The 21,504-nt window shown below is 31.4% G+C and carries 22 protein-coding genes; 16 read left to right on the forward strand and 6 right to left on the reverse strand.

The window, feature by feature from the left end; translation table 11 throughout:
- Window positions 1–2: 2 nt before the first annotated feature.
- The gene (locus ABDX67_RS01765) at window positions 3–545 is read right to left on the reverse strand and encodes a pyridoxamine 5'-phosphate oxidase family protein (RefSeq protein WP_347173102.1); all 543 of its coding nucleotides are present in this window, start codon (window positions 543–545) and stop codon (window positions 3–5) included.
- A 97-nt stretch (window positions 546–642) separates the two neighbouring features.
- On the opposite strand from ABDX67_RS01765, the gene ABDX67_RS01770 reads away from it, so the two are divergent.
- Window positions 643–2,118, forward strand: a complete 1,476-nt coding sequence (locus ABDX67_RS01770) for a Na+/H+ antiporter NhaC family protein (RefSeq protein WP_347173103.1) — start codon at window positions 643–645, stop codon at window positions 2,116–2,118.
- A 126-nt stretch (window positions 2,119–2,244) separates the two neighbouring features.
- Here ABDX67_RS01770 and ABDX67_RS01775 read toward each other — a convergent pair whose 3' ends face one another.
- Window positions 2,245–2,640: a hypothetical protein gene (locus ABDX67_RS01775; RefSeq protein WP_347173105.1), complete on the reverse strand. Its 396-nt coding sequence runs from the start codon at window positions 2,638–2,640 to the stop codon at window positions 2,245–2,247.
- A 103-nt stretch (window positions 2,641–2,743) separates the two neighbouring features.
- Entirely contained in the window at window positions 2,744–3,763 is a 1,020-nt protein-coding gene (gene pheS, locus ABDX67_RS01780; protein WP_347173106.1) for a phenylalanine--tRNA ligase subunit alpha, read from the reverse strand.
- 182 nt (window positions 3,764–3,945) lie between these two features.
- Between pheS and gdhA the strand changes: the two genes are divergently transcribed.
- The 7 genes from gdhA to ABDX67_RS01815 all read left to right on the forward strand — a co-directional run bounded on the left by gdhA (window position 3,946) and on the right by ABDX67_RS01815 (window position 10,223).
- Entirely contained in the window at window positions 3,946–5,289 is a 1,344-nt protein-coding gene (gene gdhA / locus ABDX67_RS01785) for an NADP-specific glutamate dehydrogenase (RefSeq protein ID WP_347173107.1), read from the forward strand.
- A gap of 99 nt (window positions 5,290–5,388) precedes the next feature.
- Entirely contained in the window at window positions 5,389–6,015 is a 627-nt protein-coding gene (locus ABDX67_RS01790; protein WP_347173109.1) for a LysE family transporter, read from the forward strand.
- 6 nt (window positions 6,016–6,021) lie between these two features.
- Window positions 6,022–6,861, forward strand: coding sequence for an alpha/beta hydrolase family protein (locus ABDX67_RS01795; RefSeq protein WP_347173110.1), 840 nt, complete (start codon window positions 6,022–6,024; stop codon window positions 6,859–6,861).
- A 116-nt stretch (window positions 6,862–6,977) separates the two neighbouring features.
- On the forward strand, window positions 6,978–8,060 hold the full coding sequence (dinB, locus tag ABDX67_RS01800) for a DNA polymerase IV (protein ID WP_347173111.1): 1,083 nt from the start codon (window positions 6,978–6,980) through the stop codon (window positions 8,058–8,060).
- A gap of 62 nt (window positions 8,061–8,122) precedes the next feature.
- Window positions 8,123–8,578: a GNAT family N-acetyltransferase gene (locus ABDX67_RS01805; RefSeq protein WP_347173112.1), complete on the forward strand. Its 456-nt coding sequence runs from the start codon at window positions 8,123–8,125 to the stop codon at window positions 8,576–8,578.
- Between the two features lies 1 nt (window position 8,579).
- On the forward strand, window positions 8,580–9,692 hold the full coding sequence (locus ABDX67_RS01810) for an NAD(P)/FAD-dependent oxidoreductase (RefSeq protein ID WP_347173113.1): 1,113 nt from the start codon (window positions 8,580–8,582) through the stop codon (window positions 9,690–9,692).
- Between the two features lie 81 nt (window positions 9,693–9,773).
- On the forward strand, window positions 9,774–10,223 hold the full coding sequence (locus tag ABDX67_RS01815; protein ID WP_347173115.1) for a 3-oxoacyl-ACP synthase: 450 nt from the start codon (window positions 9,774–9,776) through the stop codon (window positions 10,221–10,223).
- Between the two features lie 12 nt (window positions 10,224–10,235).
- Here the strand turns inward: ABDX67_RS01815 and ABDX67_RS01820 are convergent, their stop codons facing one another.
- Complete coding sequence (locus tag ABDX67_RS01820) at window positions 10,236–11,018, reverse strand: hypothetical protein (protein ID WP_347173117.1); 783 nt, start codon at window positions 11,016–11,018, stop codon at window positions 10,236–10,238.
- A 122-nt stretch (window positions 11,019–11,140) separates the two neighbouring features.
- Window positions 11,141–12,070 (reverse strand): ABC transporter ATP-binding protein, encoded by a 930-nt coding sequence (locus tag ABDX67_RS01825; protein WP_347173118.1) that lies wholly within the window; start codon window positions 12,068–12,070, stop codon window positions 11,141–11,143.
- 108 nt (window positions 12,071–12,178) lie between these two features.
- Here ABDX67_RS01825 and trxA point away from each other — a divergent pair, with 108 nt between their 5' ends.
- Complete coding sequence (gene trxA / locus ABDX67_RS01830) at window positions 12,179–12,538, forward strand: thioredoxin (RefSeq protein WP_347173119.1); 360 nt, start codon at window positions 12,179–12,181, stop codon at window positions 12,536–12,538.
- A gap of 193 nt (window positions 12,539–12,731) precedes the next feature.
- Here the strand turns inward: trxA and ABDX67_RS01835 are convergent, their stop codons facing one another.
- A complete protein-coding gene (locus tag ABDX67_RS01835; RefSeq protein ID WP_347173121.1) occupies window positions 12,732–13,721 on the reverse strand; it encodes an aspartate-semialdehyde dehydrogenase in 990 nt (329 codons plus the stop codon).
- A gap of 288 nt (window positions 13,722–14,009) precedes the next feature.
- Here ABDX67_RS01835 and trhO point away from each other — a divergent pair, with 288 nt between their 5' ends.
- The 7 genes from trhO (at window position 14,010) to ABDX67_RS01870 (ending at window position 21,432) form a co-directional block, all read left to right on the forward strand.
- Entirely contained in the window at window positions 14,010–15,041 is a 1,032-nt protein-coding gene (trhO, locus tag ABDX67_RS01840; RefSeq protein ID WP_347173122.1) for an oxygen-dependent tRNA uridine(34) hydroxylase TrhO, read from the forward strand.
- A 65-nt stretch (window positions 15,042–15,106) separates the two neighbouring features.
- Complete coding sequence (locus ABDX67_RS01845; RefSeq protein WP_347173123.1) at window positions 15,107–15,640, forward strand: hypothetical protein; 534 nt, start codon at window positions 15,107–15,109, stop codon at window positions 15,638–15,640.
- An 18-nt stretch (window positions 15,641–15,658) separates the two neighbouring features.
- Window positions 15,659–16,288 carry a hypothetical protein gene (locus tag ABDX67_RS01850; RefSeq protein WP_347173125.1) on the forward strand — a complete coding sequence of 210 codons (630 nt, stop codon included), beginning with the start codon at window positions 15,659–15,661 and terminating at the stop codon, window positions 16,286–16,288.
- Window positions 16,289–16,607: 319 nt separating this feature from the next.
- A complete protein-coding gene (locus ABDX67_RS01855; RefSeq protein ID WP_347173126.1) occupies window positions 16,608–17,945 on the forward strand; it encodes a PSP1 domain-containing protein in 1,338 nt (445 codons plus the stop codon).
- On the forward strand, window positions 17,926–18,417 hold the full coding sequence (locus ABDX67_RS01860) for a gliding motility lipoprotein GldH (protein WP_347173128.1): 492 nt from the start codon (window positions 17,926–17,928) through the stop codon (window positions 18,415–18,417). Before ABDX67_RS01855 ends, ABDX67_RS01860 begins: the two co-directional genes overlap by 20 nt.
- 2 nt (window positions 18,418–18,419) lie before the next feature.
- Window positions 18,420–20,723 (forward strand): transglycosylase domain-containing protein, encoded by a 2,304-nt coding sequence (locus ABDX67_RS01865; RefSeq protein ID WP_347173129.1) that lies wholly within the window; start codon window positions 18,420–18,422, stop codon window positions 20,721–20,723.
- A gap of 10 nt (window positions 20,724–20,733) precedes the next feature.
- Complete coding sequence (locus tag ABDX67_RS01870; protein ID WP_347173130.1) at window positions 20,734–21,432, forward strand: CoA transferase subunit A; 699 nt, start codon at window positions 20,734–20,736, stop codon at window positions 21,430–21,432.
- Window positions 21,433–21,504 lie beyond the last annotated feature (72 nt).

Raw genomic sequence — 21,504 nt, forward strand, 5'->3', positions numbered from 1 at the left:
AATTAGTTTAAAAGATTTGTTGGTAAACCATCAATACTGGTTTGGTTTTTTTCTTTCCAATATTCTTTAATACCTGCCTTTCCTTTATCAGAAGCCCAATTATTTAACTCGTCTCGTTCACCTTTATAATCAAAAAACGGAATCGACATTCCGCAAGAAGTTTGTGCACTTTCTATATCAATCTCAAAAATTTGACGTGTTCCTGGAGTTTTCGGAAACAAAGAAATTACTTCGTTCCAATCAGCATCGTTTGGTTTAATTTCTTTTCCTTTTCCGTATAAGCGTAAAATATTTGGCGCACCTTCAAAAGAGCAAAACATCATCGTAATTCTATTATTTTCTTGCAAATGTGCAGCAGTTTCGTTTCCACTTCCAGTAACATTTAACCACAAAACCTTGTTTTCGTTTACAACTCTAAAAGAATCCATTCCTTTGGGCGATAAATTTATTCTACCATTTTTTGGAGCTGTTGCAACAAAAAATACCTTCTGTTTTTCTATAAAACTTTGAAGTCTTTTTGTAATTGATGTATAAAACTTTGCCATATTTTTTAGAATTTGAGAATAAAAATAGGAATAAACTTCAAAAGAACTCAGATTTTGTTTTAATTAGTATCTTTAAAAAAAATAAAAACTTTCTTTTATGGATTATGGTTTCTTGTCGGTAGTACCACCAATTGTTGCAATTATTTTAGCTTTAAGAACAAAACAAGTGTACATCGCTTTAATATTCGGAATTTGGTTTTCTTGGTTGATTATTAAAGGCTGGAATCCGTTAGAAGGAACATTAGCAATGATAGAAGGATTGGTAAATGTATTTCAATCCGAAGGAAACACAAGAACTATTATGTTTAGTGCTTTGGTTGGAGCGTTGTTAATTTTTATTCAATTTTCTAGAGGTGTAGAGGGCTTTATCAATATTTTAAATAAATTAATTGTTAAAGTTGAAAAAAAACAAGCTGGTTATAGCCGAGTAATGGTGCAGGTTTTAGCTACAGTAACAGGGTTGTTGTTGTTTGTAGAAACAAGTATTAGCTCATTAACAGTAGGAACATTATATCGTCCAATTTTTGATAAATTAAAAATTCCGAGAGAAAAACTCGCATACATTGCTGATTCAAGTTCGGCGCCATCATCCATTTTAATTCCGTTTAATGCATGGGGAGCATTTATTATGGGATTATTATTAACACAAGGAATTGACAAACCTTTTTCTGTGATGATAAGCTCAATTAAATATAATTTTTATCCGCTTTTAGCGATTACAATTGTATTCATTATCATTTTTACAAAGAAAGATTTTGGAGCAATGAAAAAAGCCGAAAAAAGAACCAAAGAAACCGGTTTGTTAATGAACGAAGGTTCAACACCAATGGTTTCTGACGCAGTAACTTCTTTTCCGCCAAAAGAAGGAATCGAAGCAAAAGCCTATAATATGATTGTTCCGTTAGCGGTGATGGTTTTTATGATGCCAATTAATTTAATATATACAGGTTGGGATGCAGTAAAAACATCTACTTCTTTTTTAGATCATGCTTCACAAGCAATCGGGAATGGTTCTGGTTCTTCGTCAGTTTTATACGCGGTAATTACTTCTTTATTAGTAGCAATGACGATGTATTTTATTCAAGGAATTATGAAACCAAAAGAAGCGGTAGATTTAACGCTAAAAGGAATTAGCGAATTAATGCCATTAGCATTGTTAATGTTATTGGCTTTTGCAATTGGAGACGCTTGTAAAGAATTAGAAACAGGTGTTTATGTTGCTAATGCAACTAAAGAATGGTTGTCGCCAGAATTATTGCCAGCAGTTGTTTTTATAATCAGTTCGTTTATTGCATTTTCTACCGGAACTTCTTGGGGAACTTTTGCTATTATGATGGCAATTTCAATTCCGATGGCAAATATTCATGGAGCAGAAATTCCGTTAATTGTTGCAGCAACGTTGGGTGGTGGAATTTTTGGAGATCATTGTTCACCAATTTCAGATACTTCTATAATTTCGTCCATGGCTTCTGCAAGTGATCATATAGATCACGTAAAAACACAAATGCCGTACGCATTAGTTGGTGGTGCAATTACAGTTTTGTTGTATTTAGCTTTTGGTTTTTTTGGATGATAATTAACTTTTCGATACAATTTTCTCATAAAATCGAAAATCACTCGAAGTAACATGAACTAAGTAAAACCACAATGTCATTTTTAAATGTGAGATTTCTCCTATCGTTGAAATGATAGATAGTTACTAGTTGGCTAAAATCCCACGTTTTTTAATCTCATCAATCATACGTAAACCACCTTCTTTAATGGTGTCTTTTTGAAAGATAAATGTTTTTTCATGTAAAGTATTTCCTTCAAAAAAAGTTACGTGAAAACGGTTGTGAAGTTTGAATAATTCTGGCTGAATAAACTCTACTTTAGCAAAAGCATTTGCAGGTAATTTATCGAGTTTCTTCCTTAATATTGATGTGGCTTTTGTTTCGTTAAATCCTTGAGAAACAATAACAACCAATTCTAAATCAATCTCTTTTTTGTTGATAATGTAAATGTTCCAATCATCCGTTTTATATTCATCGTTGAATTCATAAACAACAGCGATTTCTACATCGGTGACTTCTGGAATTTGAATGTCTTTTTTCATTTTTATTTTGATGATGTCACCTCGAGCGGAGTCGAGAGGTCAATAAACAAAGTAGTTCTCGACTCCGCTCGAACGAACTGACACTTTTTTTTTAATAAAAAAATTAAATCACCGACTTAAACTGTTCTAAGAAACGCTTATCATTTTCGTAAAACATTCTAATATCAGGAATTTGATATAACAACATGGCAATACGTTCAATTCCCATTCCGAATGCATAACCAGAATATACTGTTGGATCAATATTTGCGTTTTTTAGAACGTTTGGATCAACCATTCCACAACCCATAATTTCTAACCAACCAGTTCCTTTGGTAATTCTGTAGTCTGTTTCTGTTTCTAATCCCCAATAAATATCTACTTCTGCACTTGGCTCAGTAAACGGAAAATAAGAAGGACGTAAACGAATCTTAGACTTCCCAAACATTTCTTTTGTAAAGTACAAAAGCGTTTGTTTTAAATCGGCAAAAGAAACATCTGTATCTATATACAAACCTTCTACTTGATGAAAAATACAATGCGCACGCGCAGAAATATCTTCGTTTCTAAAAACTCTTCCAGGAGAAATTGTTCTAATAGGAGGTGTATTGTTTTCCATATATCTAACTTGCACAGAAGAAGTGTGTGTTCTTAATAAGATATCTGGATTTTGTTCTATAAAAAAAGTATCCTGCATGTCTCTTGCTGGATGATATTCTGGCAAGTTCAAGGCAGTAAAGTTATGCCAATCATCTTCAATCTCTGGACCTTCAGAAACGGTAAAACCAATTCTGTTAAATACTTCAACAATTTGATTTTTTACCAATGAAATTGGATGACGAGAACCTAATTCTATTGGCTCTGAAGGACGAGATAAATCGCCATAAATATTTTTTTCTTCAGTAGAATTATCTAAGTTTTCGTTTAATTCGGTTACTTTTTCTTCAGCAGATTTTTTAAGTGTGTTTAACGCTTGTCCAAAATCTTTACGCAAAGCAGCATCAACATTTTTAAATTCGGCAAACAATCCTTTTAACAAACCTTTGCTTCCTAAATATTTTATTCTGAAAGCTTCAACCTCTTCTTTAGAAGTAGCTTTAAAAGCTTTTACATCACCAATCAGTACTTTTACTTTATCTAACATTTTCTTTTTTAAAATAAGTAGTTTGCAAATTTATGATTTTTAAACGAAACTAAAACACAGCAAAGCGAAAGAGTTCGTTATAAGCAAAATAAAAATCAGATTTAAATTCAAAGGTTTGAAATTTAGTTATATTTGCTCCCTATTAATTAATCAAACTTTAAATAAAAATAGATTTAAAACCTATGGAATCTAAAATAAGTGCCTTTATGGATTACGTAAAAGAACGTAATTCTAACGAACCAGAATTTTTACAAGCTGTACATGAAGTTGCAGAAACGGTAATTCCATTTATAGAAAACAACCCAAAATATCAAGGAAAAAAATTGTTAGAAAGAATGGTAGAGCCAGAAAGGACAATTTTATTTAGAATACCTTGGGTTGATGATAATGGAGAAATACAAGTAAATAGAGGATATAGAGTTGAGTTTAACTCAGCAATTGGACCTTACAAAGGAGGTTTGCGTTTTCACCCATCTGTAAACTTATCAATTTTAAAGTTTTTAGGTTTTGAACAAGTGTTTAAAAATTCTTTAACAACGTTGCCAATGGGCGGCGGTAAAGGTGGTTCAGATTTCAATCCAAAAGGAAAATCAGATAGAGAAGTAATGGCGTTTTGCCAATCTTTTATGTCAGAATTATTCCGTCATATTGGTGCAAACACAGATGTTCCTGCTGGAGACATTGGAGTTGGAGGAAGAGAAATTGGATTTATGTTTGGTCAATATAAAAAATTACGCAACGAATTTGTTGGTGTTTTAACAGGAAAAGGAGCATCTTGGGGTGGATCTTTAATTAGACCAGAAGCAACAGGATATGGAGATGTGTATTTTGCACAAAACATGTTAAAAACAAAAGGAGATTCTTTTGAAGGAAAAACAGTTGTTGTTTCTGGATCTGGAAATGTTGCTCAATACGCAACTGAAAAAGCAACTGAATTAGGCGCAAAAGTAGTAACAATGTCTGATTCTTCTGGATATATTTATGATGCAGACGGAATAGACGCTGAGAAATTAGCACACATTATGGAAATTAAAAATGTTCGTAGAGCTAGAATCAACGAATATGTAGAGAAATATCCAAATGCAAAATTCTTTGCAGGAGAAAGACCTTGGTCGGTTACTTGTGATGTTGCTTTACCTTGCGCAACTCAAAACGAGCTAAATGGAGAAGAAGCAAAAGCATTATTAAAAAACGGATGTATTTGTGTTGCAGAAGGAGCAAACATGCCTTCTACACCAGAAGCTATTGAAGCATTTCAAGCAGCGAAAATTTTATTCGCTCCTGGAAAAGCTTCTAATGCTGGTGGAGTTGCAACTTCTGGTTTAGAAATGAGCCAAAACTCTTTACGTTTTAACTGGACAAGAGAAGAAGTTGATGCAAAACTGAATCAAATTATGAACGATATTCATGCTTCTTGTGTAGAATACGGAACACAAGCTGATGGATATGTAGATTACGTAAAAGGAGCAAATGTTGCAGGTTTTGTAAAAGTTGCCGATGCAATGTTAGATCAAGGAGTGGTTTAATAATTAACAAAATATAGTATAAAAACGCATCAAATTTTGATGCGTTTTTTGTTTTCACAAAATTAAAAGCAATCTTTGGCAAAATAACTATAATACATAATGAGTATTCTTTTACACTTTCTTTTTGGTTTTGCTTTTTCATTTTCAGGTTCAATTACACCAAGCATGTTAAACATGACAGCTTTAAAAATTAGCTTAGAAAAAAATGAAAAAGAAGCACAATTTTACTCATTAGGAGTTTCGTTGATTGTTTTTATACAAGCATTTATAGCAATTTTGTTAACGAAATATATTTATGAAAATCCAACAATTTTAGAAACCTTAGAAAAAGCAGGAATTGTAATTTTTATTCTATTATCTATTTACTTTTTCAAGCAATCTAAAAGTAATAAGAAAGAAGTAAAAGCAAGTAAAGATAGAAAAGGAAATTCGTTTCTATCTGGAGTTGTATTATCGATGTTAAACATGTTTGCTATTCCGTTTTTCTGTGGAGTTACTGCAACTTTAGAAGTGTTTAACTTAATGAGTTTTGATAGATTTCCAGTTGCATTTTTTATTATTGGTTCTACAATTGGTACTTTTTGTATTTTGTTTTTATATGGAAAATATGCAAAGAATATTCAGAAGAAAACGGGTAAATTAACAAAAGATATTAGTTTGATATTAAGCATTATAACAGGATTAGTTGCTGTTTTTATGTTGATAAAAACTGTTGTTTTAAATTAATAATTGATGAAGTTAATTAAGAATACAATCCTTGAAGGAAAATACAACAAGCCAATTTTGGTTGATGTTTTTTATACTGACAACAAGCAGCAAAAACCAGTCGTTATTTTTTGTCATGGTTACAAAGGTTTTAAAGATTGGGGCGCTTGGAATTTGATGGCAAAAGCCTTTGCTGATGCAAGATTTTTCTTTATAAAATTCAATTTTTCTCACAATGGCGGAACGGTAAATCAACCAATCGATTTTCCAGATTTAGAAGCATTTGGCAATAATAATTACACCAAAGAATTAGATGATTTAGAAACCGTAATTAATTGGGTTTCTTCAAATGCTGAATATCAAAAAGAAATAGATGTAAACAACATTTCCTTAATAGGACATAGTAGAGCGGGCGGGATTGTAACGATAAAATCGGAAGAAGATACAAGGATTTCTAAGGTGATTTCTTTGGCTGGAGTTTGTGATTTTGGAAAAAGAACAGCAACTTCTGGCGACTTAGAACAATGGAAAAAAGGCGGTGTAAAATATGTTGAAAACGGAAGAACAAAACAACAAATGCCACATTTTTATCAGTTTTATGAAGACTTTAAACAAAACGAAAACCGATTGACAATTCAGCGTGCAGTTACGAATTTGAAAATTCCGTATTTAATTATTCATGGCGATAACGACACATCTGTTTTTATTGACGAAGCTAAAAATTTGCATTCTTGGAATGCCAAAAGTCAGTTAAAAATTATTGAAAATGCCAATCATGTTTTTAACACTTCGCATCCTTGGGAAAAAGGTGTTTTATCTGAAGCATTAAAAAAAGTAACACAAATTTGTGTTGACTTTTTGAAATAATATTATTGTTATTCCGAACGAAGAATAAGGAGGAAACTATAAAAAACTGGATTCTCAATCGCTTAAAAAAGCTCATTTCGAAATGACAAACAGCAAGTTTTTTGTATTTTCGAAAGATGGAATTGCAACCGCCTTTTAGAAAGATTATTCATGTAGATATGGACGCCTTTTATGCGTCTGTTGAGCAATTGGATAATCCAGATTTAAGAGGAAAACCATTGGCTGTTGGCGGAAACGAAATTCGTGGAGTGGTTTCTGCGGCAAGTTATGAAGCTCGAAAATTTGGGGTAAGATCTGCAATGAGCGGTGTGTTGGCAAAACAAAAATGTCCGCATTTACTATTTGTTCCACCACGTTTTTCTCGCTATAAAGAAATTTCAAAAAAAATTAGAGAAATCTTTTATGAATATACTGATTTGGTAGAACCACTTTCGTTGGATGAAGCGTATTTGGATGTAACAGAAAATAAAAAAGGAAATCCGTCTGCGAGTTTAATCGCAGAAGAAATTAGACAACGCATTTGGGACGAATTGGAATTACGAGCATCCGCAGGAGTTTCTATCAATAAATTTATAGCAAAAGTAGCTTCAGACATCAACAAGCCAAACGGACAAAAAACGGTAAATCCAGAAGAGGTTATTCCGTTTTTAGAAGAATTATCTATCAATAAATTTTACGGTATCGGAAAAGTGACTGCCGCAAAAATGCACAATCATGGAATTTTTAAAGGCAGCGACTTAAAGCAAAAAACACAAGAAGAATTGATTGCTTTGTTTGGTAAATCTGGTGGTAGTTATTATCATATTGTTAGAGGAATTCATAACAGTGAAGTAAAGGTAAATCGTGTTCAAAAATCAATAGCGGCAGAACGTACTTTTAATGAAAATATTTCATCAGAAGTCTTTCTATTAGAGCGATTAGAGAACATTGCAAAAGAATTGGAACGACGGATGATGAAGTCAAATACCAAAGGAAAAACAATCACGTTAAAGATAAAGTATAGCGATTTTACACAGCAAACAAGAAGCAAAACAGTTGGGTTTTTTATGCAAAAAAAAGAAGAGTTTTTCCCAGTTGTAAAAGAATTATTATATCAAGAAAAGTTAAAAAACTCGGTTCGATTATTAGGATTATCTTTCGGTAATTTAAACACAGAAAAAAAAGATCCAGTTTTTGTCCAATTAAAATTTGATTTTTAAATCACATCGTTTTTAAGTAATACAACTAAATGTCAAGTTGAGCGGAGTCGAAACCTAATGAAATGAAACTAGAAATAAAAAGAACAAATTCAGAAAACAATCATTTTATCAATTTGATAAAAGACTTAGACGCATATTTAAAAATTACTGATGGAGAAGATCATGATTTTTACAACCAGTACAATCATATTGATGTAATAAAACATGTTGTTTTGGTTTATTTAGAAACAATTCCTGTTGGTTGTGGCGCTATTAAACATTTTGATGCTGATACTGTTGAGGTAAAAAGAATGTTTGTAAATAAGAAGCAAAGAGGAAAAGGAATTGCTGTAAAAATTTTGAACGAATTAGAAAAGTGGGCAAAAGAATTAGGCTATAAAAAGGTTATTTTAGAAACTGGAGAACGACAGGTTGAAGCGGTAAAATTATATCAAAAATGTAATTACAAACGAATGAATACAAATTACGGACAATATGAAGGTGTTGTAAATAGCTTGTGTTTTGATAAAAATATTTAAAATGAATTATAGTTATTGGGAACTCAAAGAATGGTTTACTGGCATTGATTTTACAATTATTGGAAGCGGAATTGTAGGTTTAAACTGCGCTTTAACATTGATAAAGAGGTATCCGTATGCCAATATTTTAATTTTAGAAAAAGGAATGTTGCCACAAGGAGCAAGTACAAAAAACGCAGGTTTTGCTTGCTTTGGAAGCTTGTCAGAATTGATTGACGATTTAAAAACACACTCAGAACAAGAAGTTTTTAATTTGGTAAAAAAGCGTTGGGAAGGATTGCATTTATTGCGTCAAAATTTAGGTGATAAAAACATTGATTTTCAACAAAACAAAGGGTATGAATTGTTTAGGGATGAAGGTTTTTATTACAGATGTATGGCTAGAAAAAAAGAAATTAATTTGCTTTTAGAGCCAATTTTTAAAGAAGCTACTTTTACGAATGATTACAACTTTTTTGGTTTTCAAGATATTCATGAAAACTATATTACAAACAATTTTGAGGGACAAATAGATACTGGAAGAATGGTTGCAGAATTACTGCAAAAAGTTCAAAAATTAGGTGTTAAAATCCTGAACAATATTACTGTAGAAAAATTTGTGGATAACGGAACTTTCGTTTCGGTAAAAACCAATAAATATGAATTTTGCACAGATAAAGTATTTATTGCAACCAATGGTTTTGCAAAAGAGTTATTTGATGAAAATGTAAAACCTGCAAGAGCGCAAGTTGTCATAACAAAACCAATTAAAAACTTACACATAAAAGGAACTTTCCACTTAGATAAAGGCTATTATTATTTTAGAAACATCGACAATAGAATTTTGTTAGGAGGCGGAAGAAATTTAGATTTTAAAACAGAAGAAACTACAGAATTCGGACAAACGGAAATCGTACAAAACTCTTTAGAAACCATTTTAAAAGAAATTATTTTACCAGATTCAGATGTTGAAATTGAACTTTCTTGGAGCGGAATTATGGGCGTTGGCAATCAGAAAAAAGCCATTGTAAAACAATTGTCTAACAATGTTTTTTGTGGTGTTCGTTTGGGCGGAATGGGTGTTGCCATTGGTAGTTTAATTGGTAAAGAATTAGCTGCGTTTGTAAATGATTAATATCATTTCAAGTAAAACAAAGCAACCTGTTAATTTAAGAAAGGTTTGCTTCACGTTATCCGTAATGACAAAAGAAATCTTATGAATGTAAAACAAGAATTATACAATCAATGTGAAAAATTTGTAAACAACCGCTTACAAACTATTCAAGAAATTATATCTTCCAACCTAAAAGCATTGCAATCAGAAACCAAAAGTTCTGCCGGTGATAAACACGAAACTGGCCGCGCCATGTTGCAATTAGAAATGGAAAAAGCAGGACAACAATTACAAGGTGTTTTACAAATGAAAGAAACCTTAGCTAAAATTGATGTATCTAAAAATTCTACTATTGCACATGTAGGAAGTTTGGTAAAAACCAATGATGCAGCCTATTTTTTAAGCATTAGCGCCGGGCAATTGGTTGTTGCAAACGAACACTATTTTGCAGTTTCTGTTTCTTCTCCGATTGGTAAATTAATGTTGGGTAAAAAAGAAAAAGATACTTTTGTTTTTAGTGGAAAACAGGTTGAGATTAATATTATAAATTAAGCTATAAAGTTCTTATTTCATTAATTCAATTTGAAATTTTGTTGCATTAAATGCCATTTCTAAACCCTTTAAATTTGTCTTTGATTTATTGGCTACAAATAACTCATTCAAATGGTTGACTTGTTTATTTACATCATCACTATTTCTCAAGTAAATAAGATATTTTAAAAGAATTAAATTAGTCATTATAGTATCTTTTATAGCTTGATTTTGTTCTTTCATTGCTTCATCAATAGTGCTTTTTATCTTTGAATCATTTTCTGTTAATTCATCAAACAAATATGAATTTGCTAAGTCAGTTTTATTCATGTTGGAATAATCATTTTGATCGGACATATCTTTTCTGTATGTCATTTTGTTACCATTCAGAAAATACCACCTTGTATATGAATCATTCTCCACTTTAATTTCTTTCTCAAACTTCCTTTTTTTTACACTCCAATTTGTAAATGCGATTAATAATTTGGTTCCGTCACTTTTCACTAAAATTGTAACTTTGATTTTATAATTTCTATTACCAGGTTTTTCAATTTCAATTTCCAAAGGTGTTTCAACAGAAACATACTTTTTTATAGCTTTTGTTATAGAGGAAACATCCTCAGAATTTGCACCTGGAAATAAATTTTCTCTTAAGAATAAATCGATATATAAATAGTGAGTCAAATAAAAATCATCCACTTTAAGATAATTTGATTCATTAAGGTTATCGGATTTTATTTTTATTTTATCAGATTGAGCATGACCTAAACCTGTTATTAAAATTAATAATGAAACTATAAACTTTCTTTTACTCATTTTCCATGTTTTAAATAATATATAATTAACGAATATCGTTCCATTTTATTGAACTAAATTCCGAGTTAGCCAAGTTACCCAAAAACAATTTTAATAACAAGTAAAATTAAAAAAGCGCACTTTTAACTTAATAAGAACTCTAAATCTACTTTTTCTCCTTTTTCTAACTCAGCAATATGATTTATAAACACTTTTTCTCCATCAAAATCAGCTTCTATCAACCAAAAAGAACCTTTGTAGTAAGCATTAAACACTTTTGCTTTTAATTCAGATTTTTCTACAATCTTAATTTGATGAGGATACAACAAATGTGTTTTATTATTGATAGTAATTTCATTAACATCATCAAATAAAGAAGCAACATATTTTAGTTGCGGATTTTGATATAAACTATCTGGCGTATCATTTGCAATGACTTGATTGTTCTGAATTACCAACATTTTATCTGCAAAAGAAAGTGCATCATTTCCATCGTGCGTTGCAACAATACAGGCAATATTTTTTTCTTTTAAGTAGGCAAATAACTTTCTTCGTAAAGAATTCTTTTTAAAATTATCAATCTGACTAAAAGGTTCGTCTAATAAAATTAATTTTGGTTCTTTTGCCAAGGCTCTCGCAATGGCAACACGTTGTTGTTGTCCGCCGCTTAACGTTTTTACTTTCACATTGGCAAAAGCAGTCATTTCAATAACTTCTAATAATTCTTGGGTTCTTTTTTCGGCTTCTTCAGGATAAAATCGCGATAAGAACTTCTTTATGTTTTCTGAAACAGAAGTGTACGGCATCAAATCAAAATCTTGCGCAACATGTTTCATAAAATCCATTCCAGGAACTAAATGATGTTTTGGACCCAATACTTCTGTATCGTCCCAAAAAATAGTTCCATTGTTTAGATCTAACAAACCGTAAATAGCTTTCAATAAAGTAGATTTTCCGCAACCACTTTCGCCCATCACACACAAGTGTTCTCCTTTGTTTAGTTGAAAAGAGATGTCTTTTAAAACAGGTTTTTTGGATTGATATTGAAAAGAAATACTAGTTACAGAAAGCATAATATATTTAGATTTTTCATTAGAAAAATAAGCACAAATGTACTATTTTTTAGAGTGTAATTTGGTTTAAAAAAATACGTCTAACTTTGTAAATTAAATAATCATGGAATGACAGAAAATTTAACAAAAGCAACCTTTTTAGAAAAGGTTTTTAATTTCGAAGAAAACAAAGAATGGAAGTTTGAAGGAAACGTTCCTGCACTTATAGATTTTTACGCAGATTGGTGTGGACCTTGTAAAATGATTGCTCCGATTTTAGAAGAATTAAGTGAAGAATATGGCGATAAAATCAATATTTATAAAGTTGATACAGAAGCAGAACAAGAATTGTCTGCGGCATTCGGAATAAGAAGTATTCCGTCGATGTTATTTTGCCCGATGGATGCTGAACCGCAAATGGCAAATGGCGCTTTGCCAAAAGCAGAATTAGAACGCATTATTGCAGACGTTTTAAAAGTAACTAAGTAAAAAAAAACCCGAGTAAGAACTCGGGTTTTTTTGTGATATTGTGTCTTGTAATAAAGGCTTTAATCTTGTCATTCACTTGAAAAAGGGAACCCATACTAAATAAGTAGTTTTTCAGAGAATTAAAGAACTGTAACAAAGTAAGTTTGGATTCACGCTTTCGCGAGAATGACAAAAACGGGTAATAACGTATAGCTTAAACCAAATTATTAGCCACCAAATATTCTGCAATTTGTATGGTATTTGTAGCAGCACCTTTTCGTAAGTTGTCTGCAACAATCCATAAATTTAAGGTGTTTTCTTGCGATTCATCTCTACGGATTCTCCCCACAAAAACCTCGTCTTTATCGTGTGCAGTAATTGGCATTGGATACACGTTGTTCGCCAAATCATCTTGTACAATAACTCCTGTTGTATTTCTTAAAATTTCACGAACTTCATGCAGGTCAAAATCGTTTTCAAACTGCACATTTACCGCTTCTGAATGTCCGCCTGCAGTCGGAATTCTAACCGCAGTTGCTGTAACAGAAAAAGAATCGTCACGTAAAATTTTCTTAGGTTCTTTTACTAATTTCATTTCTTCTTTGGTGTAACCATTTTCTAAAAAAACATCACAATGCGGCAAGGCATTTCTTCCAATTTTATGAGGATATGCCATTTCGCCATCAATTCCGGCTTCTTCATTATCTAATTGTTGAACAGCTTTTACGCCAGTTCCAGAAACAGATTGGTAGGTAGAAATTACAACACGTTTCATTGTATATTTTAAATGCAAAGGCGCTAACGCCATCACCAATTGAATGGTAGAACAATTAGGGTTTGCAATAATTTTATCATCCGCAGTTAATACATCTCCATTAATTTCTGGCACAACTAATTTTTTTGTTGGATCCATTCTCCAAGCAGAAGAATTATCGATGACTGTTGTTCCCACTTCGGCAAATTTTGGAGCCCATTCTAAAGAAGTTTCTCCACCAGCAGAAAATAACGCAATATCTGGTCTCATTTGTATTGCGTCTTGTAAAGTAACAATGGTGTATTCTGTACCATTATACGATAATTTTTTTCCAGCAGATCTTTCTGAAGCAACAGGAATCAACTCAGAAATAGGGAAATTCCTTTCTGCTAATACTTTTAACATCACACTTCCTACCATTCCGGTAGCGCCAACAATAGCAACTTTCATTTTTTTTGTTTTTTAATTTTAATTGAAAGTGCAAAGATTATGAAAAAACCAATTAGTTGTATTTTAAAAAGGCAATAAGTTGTAGAGTTGTTTAAAAAGCTACAAGAAACATAGATTTGTTAAGTTTTCAACGTAATTATTTACATCAATACTAAGAAGTATGACGAAGTAATCTGTTTATATTTTATTTCTATTTAAGAGATTACTTGGTTTTTCGCTATGATTAGCTTTAAGATAAAAGCTGTACTTTTGCAATTCGATAATTTTGTTTAACCTAATTCGTATAGCATGCAACTGTACAATAAGTTAAGCGCAAAAGAACGCGCTGTTTTAATAGACGAGGCCGGTAAGGATCGTTTAACCATTTCATTCTATCAATATCACAAGATAGAAAACCCACAAATTTTTAGAGATAAATTATTCCTTGAATGGAATGCATTGGATGTTTTAGGACGTATTTACGTTTCTTACGAAGGCATTAATGCGCAATTGTCTGTTCCTTCGGATAGAATGCTTGAACTGAAAGAGCAATTAGACGGGATTCCGTTTTTAAAAGACATCCGATTAAATGTTGCGATTGAGCAAGACAATAAATCGTTTTTAAAACTGAAAGTAAAAGTTAGAAACAAAATTGTTGCCGATGGTTTAAATGATGACACCTTTGATGTTACTGATAAAGGGATTCATTTAAACGCAAAAGAATTCAATGAAATGCTAGCAAACCCTAACACAATTTGTGTAGATATGCGAAATCATTACGAAAGTGAAATTGGACATTTTGATGGTGCTATAACTCCAGATGTGGATACGTTTAGAGATTCGTTAGATATTATTGAAGAAGATTTAAAAGACAACAAAGAAGATAAAAATTTATTGATGTATTGTACGGGTGGAATTCGTTGCGAAAAAGCATCAGCCTATTACAAACACAAAGGATTTAAAAACGTTTTTCAGTTAGAAGGCGGAATTATAGAATACACTCGTCAAGTAAAATCAGAAGGTATTGAAAATAAGTTTTTAGGAAAGAATTTTGTGTTTGATCACCGACGCGCAGAAAAAATTTCTGATGATGTAGTTTCTAATTGTCATCAATGTGGAGAAGCTTGCGATGAACATGTAAACTGCGATAATGAAGCTTGTCATTTATTATTTATTCAGTGTAAATCGTGTCAAGAAAAAATGAATACTTGCTGCTCAGAAGAGTGTAAAGAAGTTGCCGCACTGCCTTTTGAAGTTCAAAAAGAATTGAGAAAAGGAAAAGGAAATAGCAATAAAATCTTTAAAAAAGGAAGGTCAGAAGTGTTGACTTTTAAGAAGTAAATATTTTTCCTCTGGTCTTTGGTATAAAACTTGAGTCAATCAACGAAACAAAAAAACAATTATTTATGAAAAGAAATCTTTTTTTTCTTGCTACTATTTTATTTTCGATATCAATTTATTCACAAACAGAAAAAGTTTGGAGAATTAATATTCTAAATCCAGCAATAGAGTTAGAAATTCCAACAGGGGAAAACGCTTCGTTATCTACAGCGTTAGGAATAGGATATGGAGGTTCATATCCTCGCACCTCTTTTGGAGGTGGAACAGGATTTAGATATTCTATTAACCCTTTTTTGGATTTACAGTACAAGCGTTTTTATAATTTAGAAAAAAGGAAAAATAAAAATTTATCAATTGAAAACAATTCAGGAAATTTTATTTCTGCTAGATTGTTGATAAGAGGAAATACAATAAAAAGTAACTTTAGCAGAACATCTATTTATGATTTTTCAATTGGACCAACTTGGGGATTACAAAGAAAATATGGAAAAAACTTTCATTTATTATTTGATGTAGGGCCTATTTATTATTTTGATTCTAACGGAAAAGGAAATATTTTTCCAATCATGCTCCAGCTAAATTTAGGATTTGATTTGTAAAAAAAGGAAAAGATTTTTATGAAAAACTCTATTTTACTTTTATTTTTACTCGCAGGCATTAGTTTGCAAGCTCAAATAAACATTAATGATGTTGTAAATGCAGGGAAACAAATTTCTAACGGAACAGATTATACTTTAGATAAAAAATGGTTTTCAACAGCAGAAGTAGAGTTTTTGATTCCAAGTAAAGTTAGGTATAATCACTTTTTTATAAACAATAATCAACCAAAATACTCTGAAGATGAATTAACAAAAGGAATCTCTTTTGGACTAACGTACTCAATAAATTATCCGATTTTTAACAAACTTTCTTTGGGTGTTGTTAGTAATTTTGAACATCAAACAGTTTATAATATTACAGCATTAAAATTTGGCGGAAAAATAAATTATTATTTTACAAATTACGAAAATGCTACATTTTATTTGATGGTTTTACACAATACAATCAGTAATAAAGCAAAAAGTGAAATGGGAAATGTTAGGCTTGGTTTAGCTTTTCCTATTGCAGAATTGGATGAAAATAATATTACACTTAATTTCTTTTGGGATCACGATTTTTATCGACTTAAAAATGCGTTAATTTCAAATGAGATTCCCAATAGTGTTACTTATACTTCTTTTGGAGCAAGTATTGGAATTCAGTTTTAAAATATAAAAACAAGAAAAAGACCTCAGATTTGAGGTCTTTTTTTATGCTTAAAAAACAATTTTTTTACGAATTCTAATTAAACCTTCACGAATTCTAAAAGGTTGATAAATAAAACAAATTTTCAAAACTATATTTGGTCTATAATCAAATAAAAAAGTAGTTCTAAGAACTTTCAAAATCCTGTTTTTTCATTCTTTGAGAATGCGTATATTTACAGATTCATCAACTTTAAGTTGATTTTCAAAATTATTTAAGAACCCAATAAAAACAAGAGTTGCCACAAAAAGCACATTTGTTTTTTAAAAATATATACATACTATGAGCTGTACAAGTTGCTCAACAAAAGACGGCGGCGTTCCAAAAGGCTGTAAAAGTAACGGAAATTGTGGAACCGGTGGATCTTGCGGAAGCGGAAGTAAATTAGCTGTTTTTGATTGGTTATCAAACATGACTTTGCCAAATGGTGAAGCTCCTTTTAATATTTACGAAGTTCGATTTAAAAACGGACGGAAACATTTTTTTAAAAACACAGAAAACTTAACACTTTCTATGGGCGATGTTGTTGCAGTAGAAAGTTCTCCAGGACACGATATTGGAACAATTTCTTTAGGAGGAGAATTGGTAAAAGTGCAATTAAAAAAGAAAAACCTAAAAGAAGATAGCGAAGAAATTTTAAAAATTTACAGAAAAGCGTCTCAAAAAGATATTGATGTTTGGCAATCTTACAGAGAAAAAGAACAAGAAACACAACGTAGAGGAAGAGAAATAATAGGTCGCTTAAACTTAAAAATGAAACTTTCTGATGTAGAATATCAAGGCGATGGAAACAAAGCAACTTTTTATTATACTGCAGATGAACGTGTAGATTTTAGACAATTAATTAGAGATTTAGCAAGTGCATTTTCTATTAGAGTAGAAATGAAACAAGTTGGTTTGCGTCAAGAAGCAGCACGTTTAGGAGGTGTTGGCTCTTGTGGTAGAGAATTATGTTGCTCTACATGGTTAACAGATTTTAGAAAAGTAAATACCGCTGCGGCGAGATATCAACAATTATCGTTAAATCCGTTAAAATTAGCCGGACAATGTGGAAAATTAAAATGTTGTTTAAATTTTGAGTTGGATACCTATTTAGATGCTTTAAAAGCGTTTCCGAAGCAAGATAAAGTGTTGAAAACAGAAAACGGTGATGCTGTTTTTGTAAAAATGGATATCTTTAAAAAGGCATTGTGGTACACTTATAAAGACAATAGTTTTAAATGGTTTCAATTAACATTAGATCAAGTAAATGAAATAATTGAACTGAATAAAAACAAAGAAGATGCTGCGCCGTTAGAAGATTACGAATCAGATGTTATTGTTGAGACTAAAGTAGATTTCGAAAATGTTGTTGGTCAAGATAGTTTAACACGTTTTGATGCTCCTAAACAGAAAAAAGGCCGTAGAAAAAACAACAGAAACAGAAAAAAACAAGGAATAAAACCTCAAAATACAAATCAACAAAACAAATCAAAACAAAAGAGAAAACCGAATCAAAATAAAAAGGTTTCAGCAACTAATGTTGCAGAAAATAAACAAACTAAAAAACCGTTTCGTAAGAACAATAATAGAAACAAAAATCAAAATAGAAACAAACCAAATGAAAACAAGCAGGAGTAAAATTATTGTATTTGTTTTGGTTGCTTTTAGCATCATTTCGTGCGATTCTAAAAGAGAATACGATTCTATTGTTACAATTGCTGATAATGCTTGGGAAAGTAAAAACGGAGTTTCTTTTAATTTTGATGTTAAAGATACCATCAACAAAAAAGACTTGTTTTTAACGATTAGAAACAATGAAAAATACGGTTATAGTAATTTGTTTTTAATTACTACATTAAGTTTTCCGGATGGCAAGAAAATTGTAGATACATTAGAATACGAAATGGCAGATAATTCTGGGCGTTTTTTAGGAAAAGGATTTACAGGAATAAAAGAAAATAAACTGTTTTATAAAGAAAATGTTGTTTTTCCTATGTCTGGAGAATATGCTGTTTTAGTAAATCAAGCGATGCGTAAAAACGGAGCAATAAACGGAATAGAAAGTTTAGAAGGAATTACAGAAGTTGGGTTTAGAATAGAAAAGAATTAAAAATGACTAAGAAAAAAATAACAAATTTTAAAAAATATATAAGGTGGTTCTGGGGAATTGTAATTGGCGGATTTGCATTCGTTTTATTATTATTTTTATTAGCATCTATAGGCACTTTTGGTCCATTACCAACATTTGAAGAATTAGAAAACCCTGATAATAACTTAGCAACAGAAATTATTTCTTTTGATGGTAAAACCTTGGGAACATTTGCTTATGAAAACAGAACTCCAATAAAATTTAAAGATTTACCAGACAACTTGGTTAACGCAGTTGTAGCTACAGAAGATGAGCGTTTTTATGAACACTCTGGTATCGATTTTAGAGGTTTAGCCAGAGCTATTTCTAAATTCGGAAAAGGTGGTGGTGCAAGTACAATTACACAACAATTAGCCAAAAATCTTTTCACAAAAAGAGCTTCTAGCAATTCATTTAAAAGAATAGCACAAAAATTAAAAGAATGGGTTGTTTCTATCAAATTAGAAAGACAATACACAAAGCAAGAAATTATTGCAATGTATTTAAATACGCAAGGATTTTTATTTAATGCATCAGGAATTCGTTCTGCATCAAGAATTTATTTTGGAAAAGAACCGATGGATTTAAAAGTAGAAGAGTCAGCAATTTTAGCTGCAATGTTAAAGAATCCAAGACAATTTAATCCAAACAGAAGTATTTCTAGAGACAAATCATTTAATAGAAGAAATGTTGTTTTTAAACAAATGGAAAAGAATGGTTTTTTAACAACTCAAGAAAAAGATTCTTTACAAAAATTACCACTTGAAATAAACTACACTCCAGAAAGTCATAGCGATGGATATGCTACGTATTTTAGAGAACATTTAAGAGATTATCTAAAGCAATGGGTAAAAACAAATCCAAAACCAAACGGAGAAGAATATAATATTTATGCTGACGGATTAAAAATATATGTAACAATAGATTCTCGCATGCAAAAATATGCAGAAGAAGCTGTGCAGGCACATATTTCAAATCTACAATCTTATTTTAACGAGGAACAAAAAAGTAATAAAACAGCTCCTTTTTATGATTTAGAACCTGAGCAAATAGAAATGATTTTAACCAGAGCTAAGAAAAACTCTGATCGTTGGAGAGAAATGAAGAGATTGGGAACACCAGAAAAAGAAATAGAAGCTTCTTTTCTTAGAAAAAGAAAGATGAAAATCTTTACTTGGAAAGGAGATCAAGACACCATAATGACACCGGCAGATTCAATAAAATATTATAAGTATTTTTTACATTCTGGATTGATGTCAATGGAGCCACAAACAGGTCATATAAAAGCGTGGGTTGGTGGAATTAATAATAAACATTTTAAATACGATCATGTTGAGCAAGGAAAAAGACAAGTTGGTTCTACATTTAAACCATTTGTGTATGCAACTGCAATTAATCAGTTAAAATTATCTCCTTGTGATAGGTATCCAATTTCTTTATATACAATTCCAGAAGGAAAATATGGAAATATGAAATCTTGGACACCAGAAAATTCTGGAGGAAATCCTTTTTCAAGATACAAAGGAGAATTAAACTTAAAAGAAGGGTTAGCAGGTTCAGTAAACACAATGTCTGCAAGATTGATAGACATGGTTGGACCAAAAAATGTTTCAAGATTAGCAAAACAATCTCTTGGAATTACAAGAACAATTCCAGAAACACCAGCAATTGCACTTGGTACGGTTGAGTTATCTTTATATGAAATGGTAAGTGCATACGCAATGTTTGCAAACAAAGGTCTGCGAGTAGAACCAATGATTATTACCAGAATTGAAGATAAAAACGGAACAGTTTTAACACAGTTTACACCAAAAACTCAAGAAGTACTAAGTGAAGAATCTGCTTATGTTGTTTTAGATTTATTAAAAGGAGTAACAACAGCTGGATCTGGAATTCGATTAAGAACTACAGCACCAAGACCAGATTATGTAACAGGTTATCCGTATGGATTTGACAATGCAATCGCAGGAAAAACAGGAACTACTCAAAATCATACAGATGGTTGGTTTATGGGAGTTGTACCAAATTTAGCAACAGGAGTTTGGACTGGAGGAGAAGACAATGCAATTCATTTTGAACAAATTGGAAAGGGACAAGGAGCTTCAATGGCGTTGCCAACTTGGGCAATCTTTATGAGAAAATGCTATGAAGACCCAACATTAAATATCAGTAAAGAAGATTTTGAAAAACCAGAAAACCCAATTTCTATTCGTTTAGATTGTGGTGATGTTAAAAAAATTGATGAGGAAGAAAAACCAGTAATTAAAAAAGGAGATACAGACTTTTAATCTTATTAAAATGATAAATAAAGTAGTAAAAAATGTAACAGAAGCTTTGCACGGAGTTGAAAATGGAATGACATTTATGTTAGGTGGTTTTGGATTGTGTGGAATTCCAGAAAACTGCATTTCAGAGTTAGTACGATTAGGAACCACAGATTTAACGTGTATTTCTAACAACGCAGGTGTAGATGATTTTGGATTAGGATTGTTATTGCAAAAACGTCAAATAAAAAAAATGATTTCTTCTTATGTTGGAGAAAACGATGAGTTTGAACGTCAAATGTTATCTGGAGAATTAGAAGTTGATTTAATTCCGCAAGGAACATTGGCAGAACGCTGTAGAGCAACAGGCGCAGGAATTCCGGCTTTTTATACGCCAGCTGGTTACGGAACCGAAGTTGCAGAAGGAAAAGAAACGAGAGAGTTTAATGGTAAAATGTATGTTTTAGAACACGCATTTAATGCACAATTTGCATTTGTAAAAGCATGGAAAGGAGATACAGCAGGAAATTTAATATTTAAAGGAACTGCGCGTAATTTTAATCCGATGATGGCAATGGCAGGAAAAACAACGGTTGTTGAGGTTGAAGAATTGGTTGAAGCAGGAGAATTAGATCCAAATCAAATTCATATTCCAGGAATTTTTGTGCAACGTATTTTTCAAGGAAAGGATTATGAAAAAAGAATTGAACAACGAACAGTTCGCTCACGTTAATAATTAAAATAATGTAGCAATTAATTAATGAAACAAAGAAAAATGTAGTTGTAGAAAAATCAATTGAAGTTT

This window comes from Polaribacter uvawellassae (genome assembly GCF_039748955.1).
Classification (GTDB): Bacteria; Bacteroidota; Bacteroidia; order Flavobacteriales; family Flavobacteriaceae; genus Polaribacter; species Polaribacter uvawellassae.

Coding starts and splice junctions, on each gene's coding strand:
- ABDX67_RS01765 (WP_347173102.1), bottom strand. CDS start 545: ATGGCAAAGTTTTATACATCAATTACAAAAAGACTTCAAAGTTTTATA.
- ABDX67_RS01770 (WP_347173103.1), top strand. CDS start 643: ATGGATTATGGTTTCTTGTCGGTAGTACCACCAATTGTTGCAATTATT.
- ABDX67_RS01775 (WP_347173105.1), bottom strand. CDS start 2,640: ATGAAAAAAGACATTCAAATTCCAGAAGTCACCGATGTAGAAATCGCT.
- pheS (WP_347173106.1), bottom strand. CDS start 3,763: ATGTTAGATAAAGTAAAAGTACTGATTGGTGATGTAAAAGCTTTTAAA.
- gdhA (WP_347173107.1), top strand. CDS start 3,946: ATGGAATCTAAAATAAGTGCCTTTATGGATTACGTAAAAGAACGTAAT.
- ABDX67_RS01790 (WP_347173109.1), top strand. CDS start 5,389: ATGAGTATTCTTTTACACTTTCTTTTTGGTTTTGCTTTTTCATTTTCA.
- ABDX67_RS01795 (WP_347173110.1), top strand. CDS start 6,022: ATGAAGTTAATTAAGAATACAATCCTTGAAGGAAAATACAACAAGCCA.
- dinB (WP_347173111.1), top strand. CDS start 6,978: ATGGAATTGCAACCGCCTTTTAGAAAGATTATTCATGTAGATATGGAC.
- ABDX67_RS01805 (WP_347173112.1), top strand. CDS start 8,123: ATGAAACTAGAAATAAAAAGAACAAATTCAGAAAACAATCATTTTATC.
- ABDX67_RS01810 (WP_347173113.1), top strand. CDS start 8,580: ATGAATTATAGTTATTGGGAACTCAAAGAATGGTTTACTGGCATTGAT.
- ABDX67_RS01815 (WP_347173115.1), top strand. CDS start 9,774: ATGAATGTAAAACAAGAATTATACAATCAATGTGAAAAATTTGTAAAC.
- ABDX67_RS01820 (WP_347173117.1), bottom strand. CDS start 11,018: ATGAGTAAAAGAAAGTTTATAGTTTCATTATTAATTTTAATAACAGGT.
- ABDX67_RS01825 (WP_347173118.1), bottom strand. CDS start 12,070: ATGCTTTCTGTAACTAGTATTTCTTTTCAATATCAATCCAAAAAACCT.
- trxA (WP_347173119.1), top strand. CDS start 12,179: ATGACAGAAAATTTAACAAAAGCAACCTTTTTAGAAAAGGTTTTTAAT.
- ABDX67_RS01835 (WP_347173121.1), bottom strand. CDS start 13,721: ATGAAAGTTGCTATTGTTGGCGCTACCGGAATGGTAGGAAGTGTGATG.
- trhO (WP_347173122.1), top strand. CDS start 14,010: ATGCAACTGTACAATAAGTTAAGCGCAAAAGAACGCGCTGTTTTAATA.
- ABDX67_RS01845 (WP_347173123.1), top strand. CDS start 15,107: ATGAAAAGAAATCTTTTTTTTCTTGCTACTATTTTATTTTCGATATCA.
- ABDX67_RS01850 (WP_347173125.1), top strand. CDS start 15,659: ATGAAAAACTCTATTTTACTTTTATTTTTACTCGCAGGCATTAGTTTG.
- ABDX67_RS01855 (WP_347173126.1), top strand. CDS start 16,608: ATGAGCTGTACAAGTTGCTCAACAAAAGACGGCGGCGTTCCAAAAGGC.
- ABDX67_RS01860 (WP_347173128.1), top strand. CDS start 17,926: ATGAAAACAAGCAGGAGTAAAATTATTGTATTTGTTTTGGTTGCTTTT.
- ABDX67_RS01865 (WP_347173129.1), top strand. CDS start 18,420: ATGACTAAGAAAAAAATAACAAATTTTAAAAAATATATAAGGTGGTTC.
- ABDX67_RS01870 (WP_347173130.1), top strand. CDS start 20,734: ATGATAAATAAAGTAGTAAAAAATGTAACAGAAGCTTTGCACGGAGTT.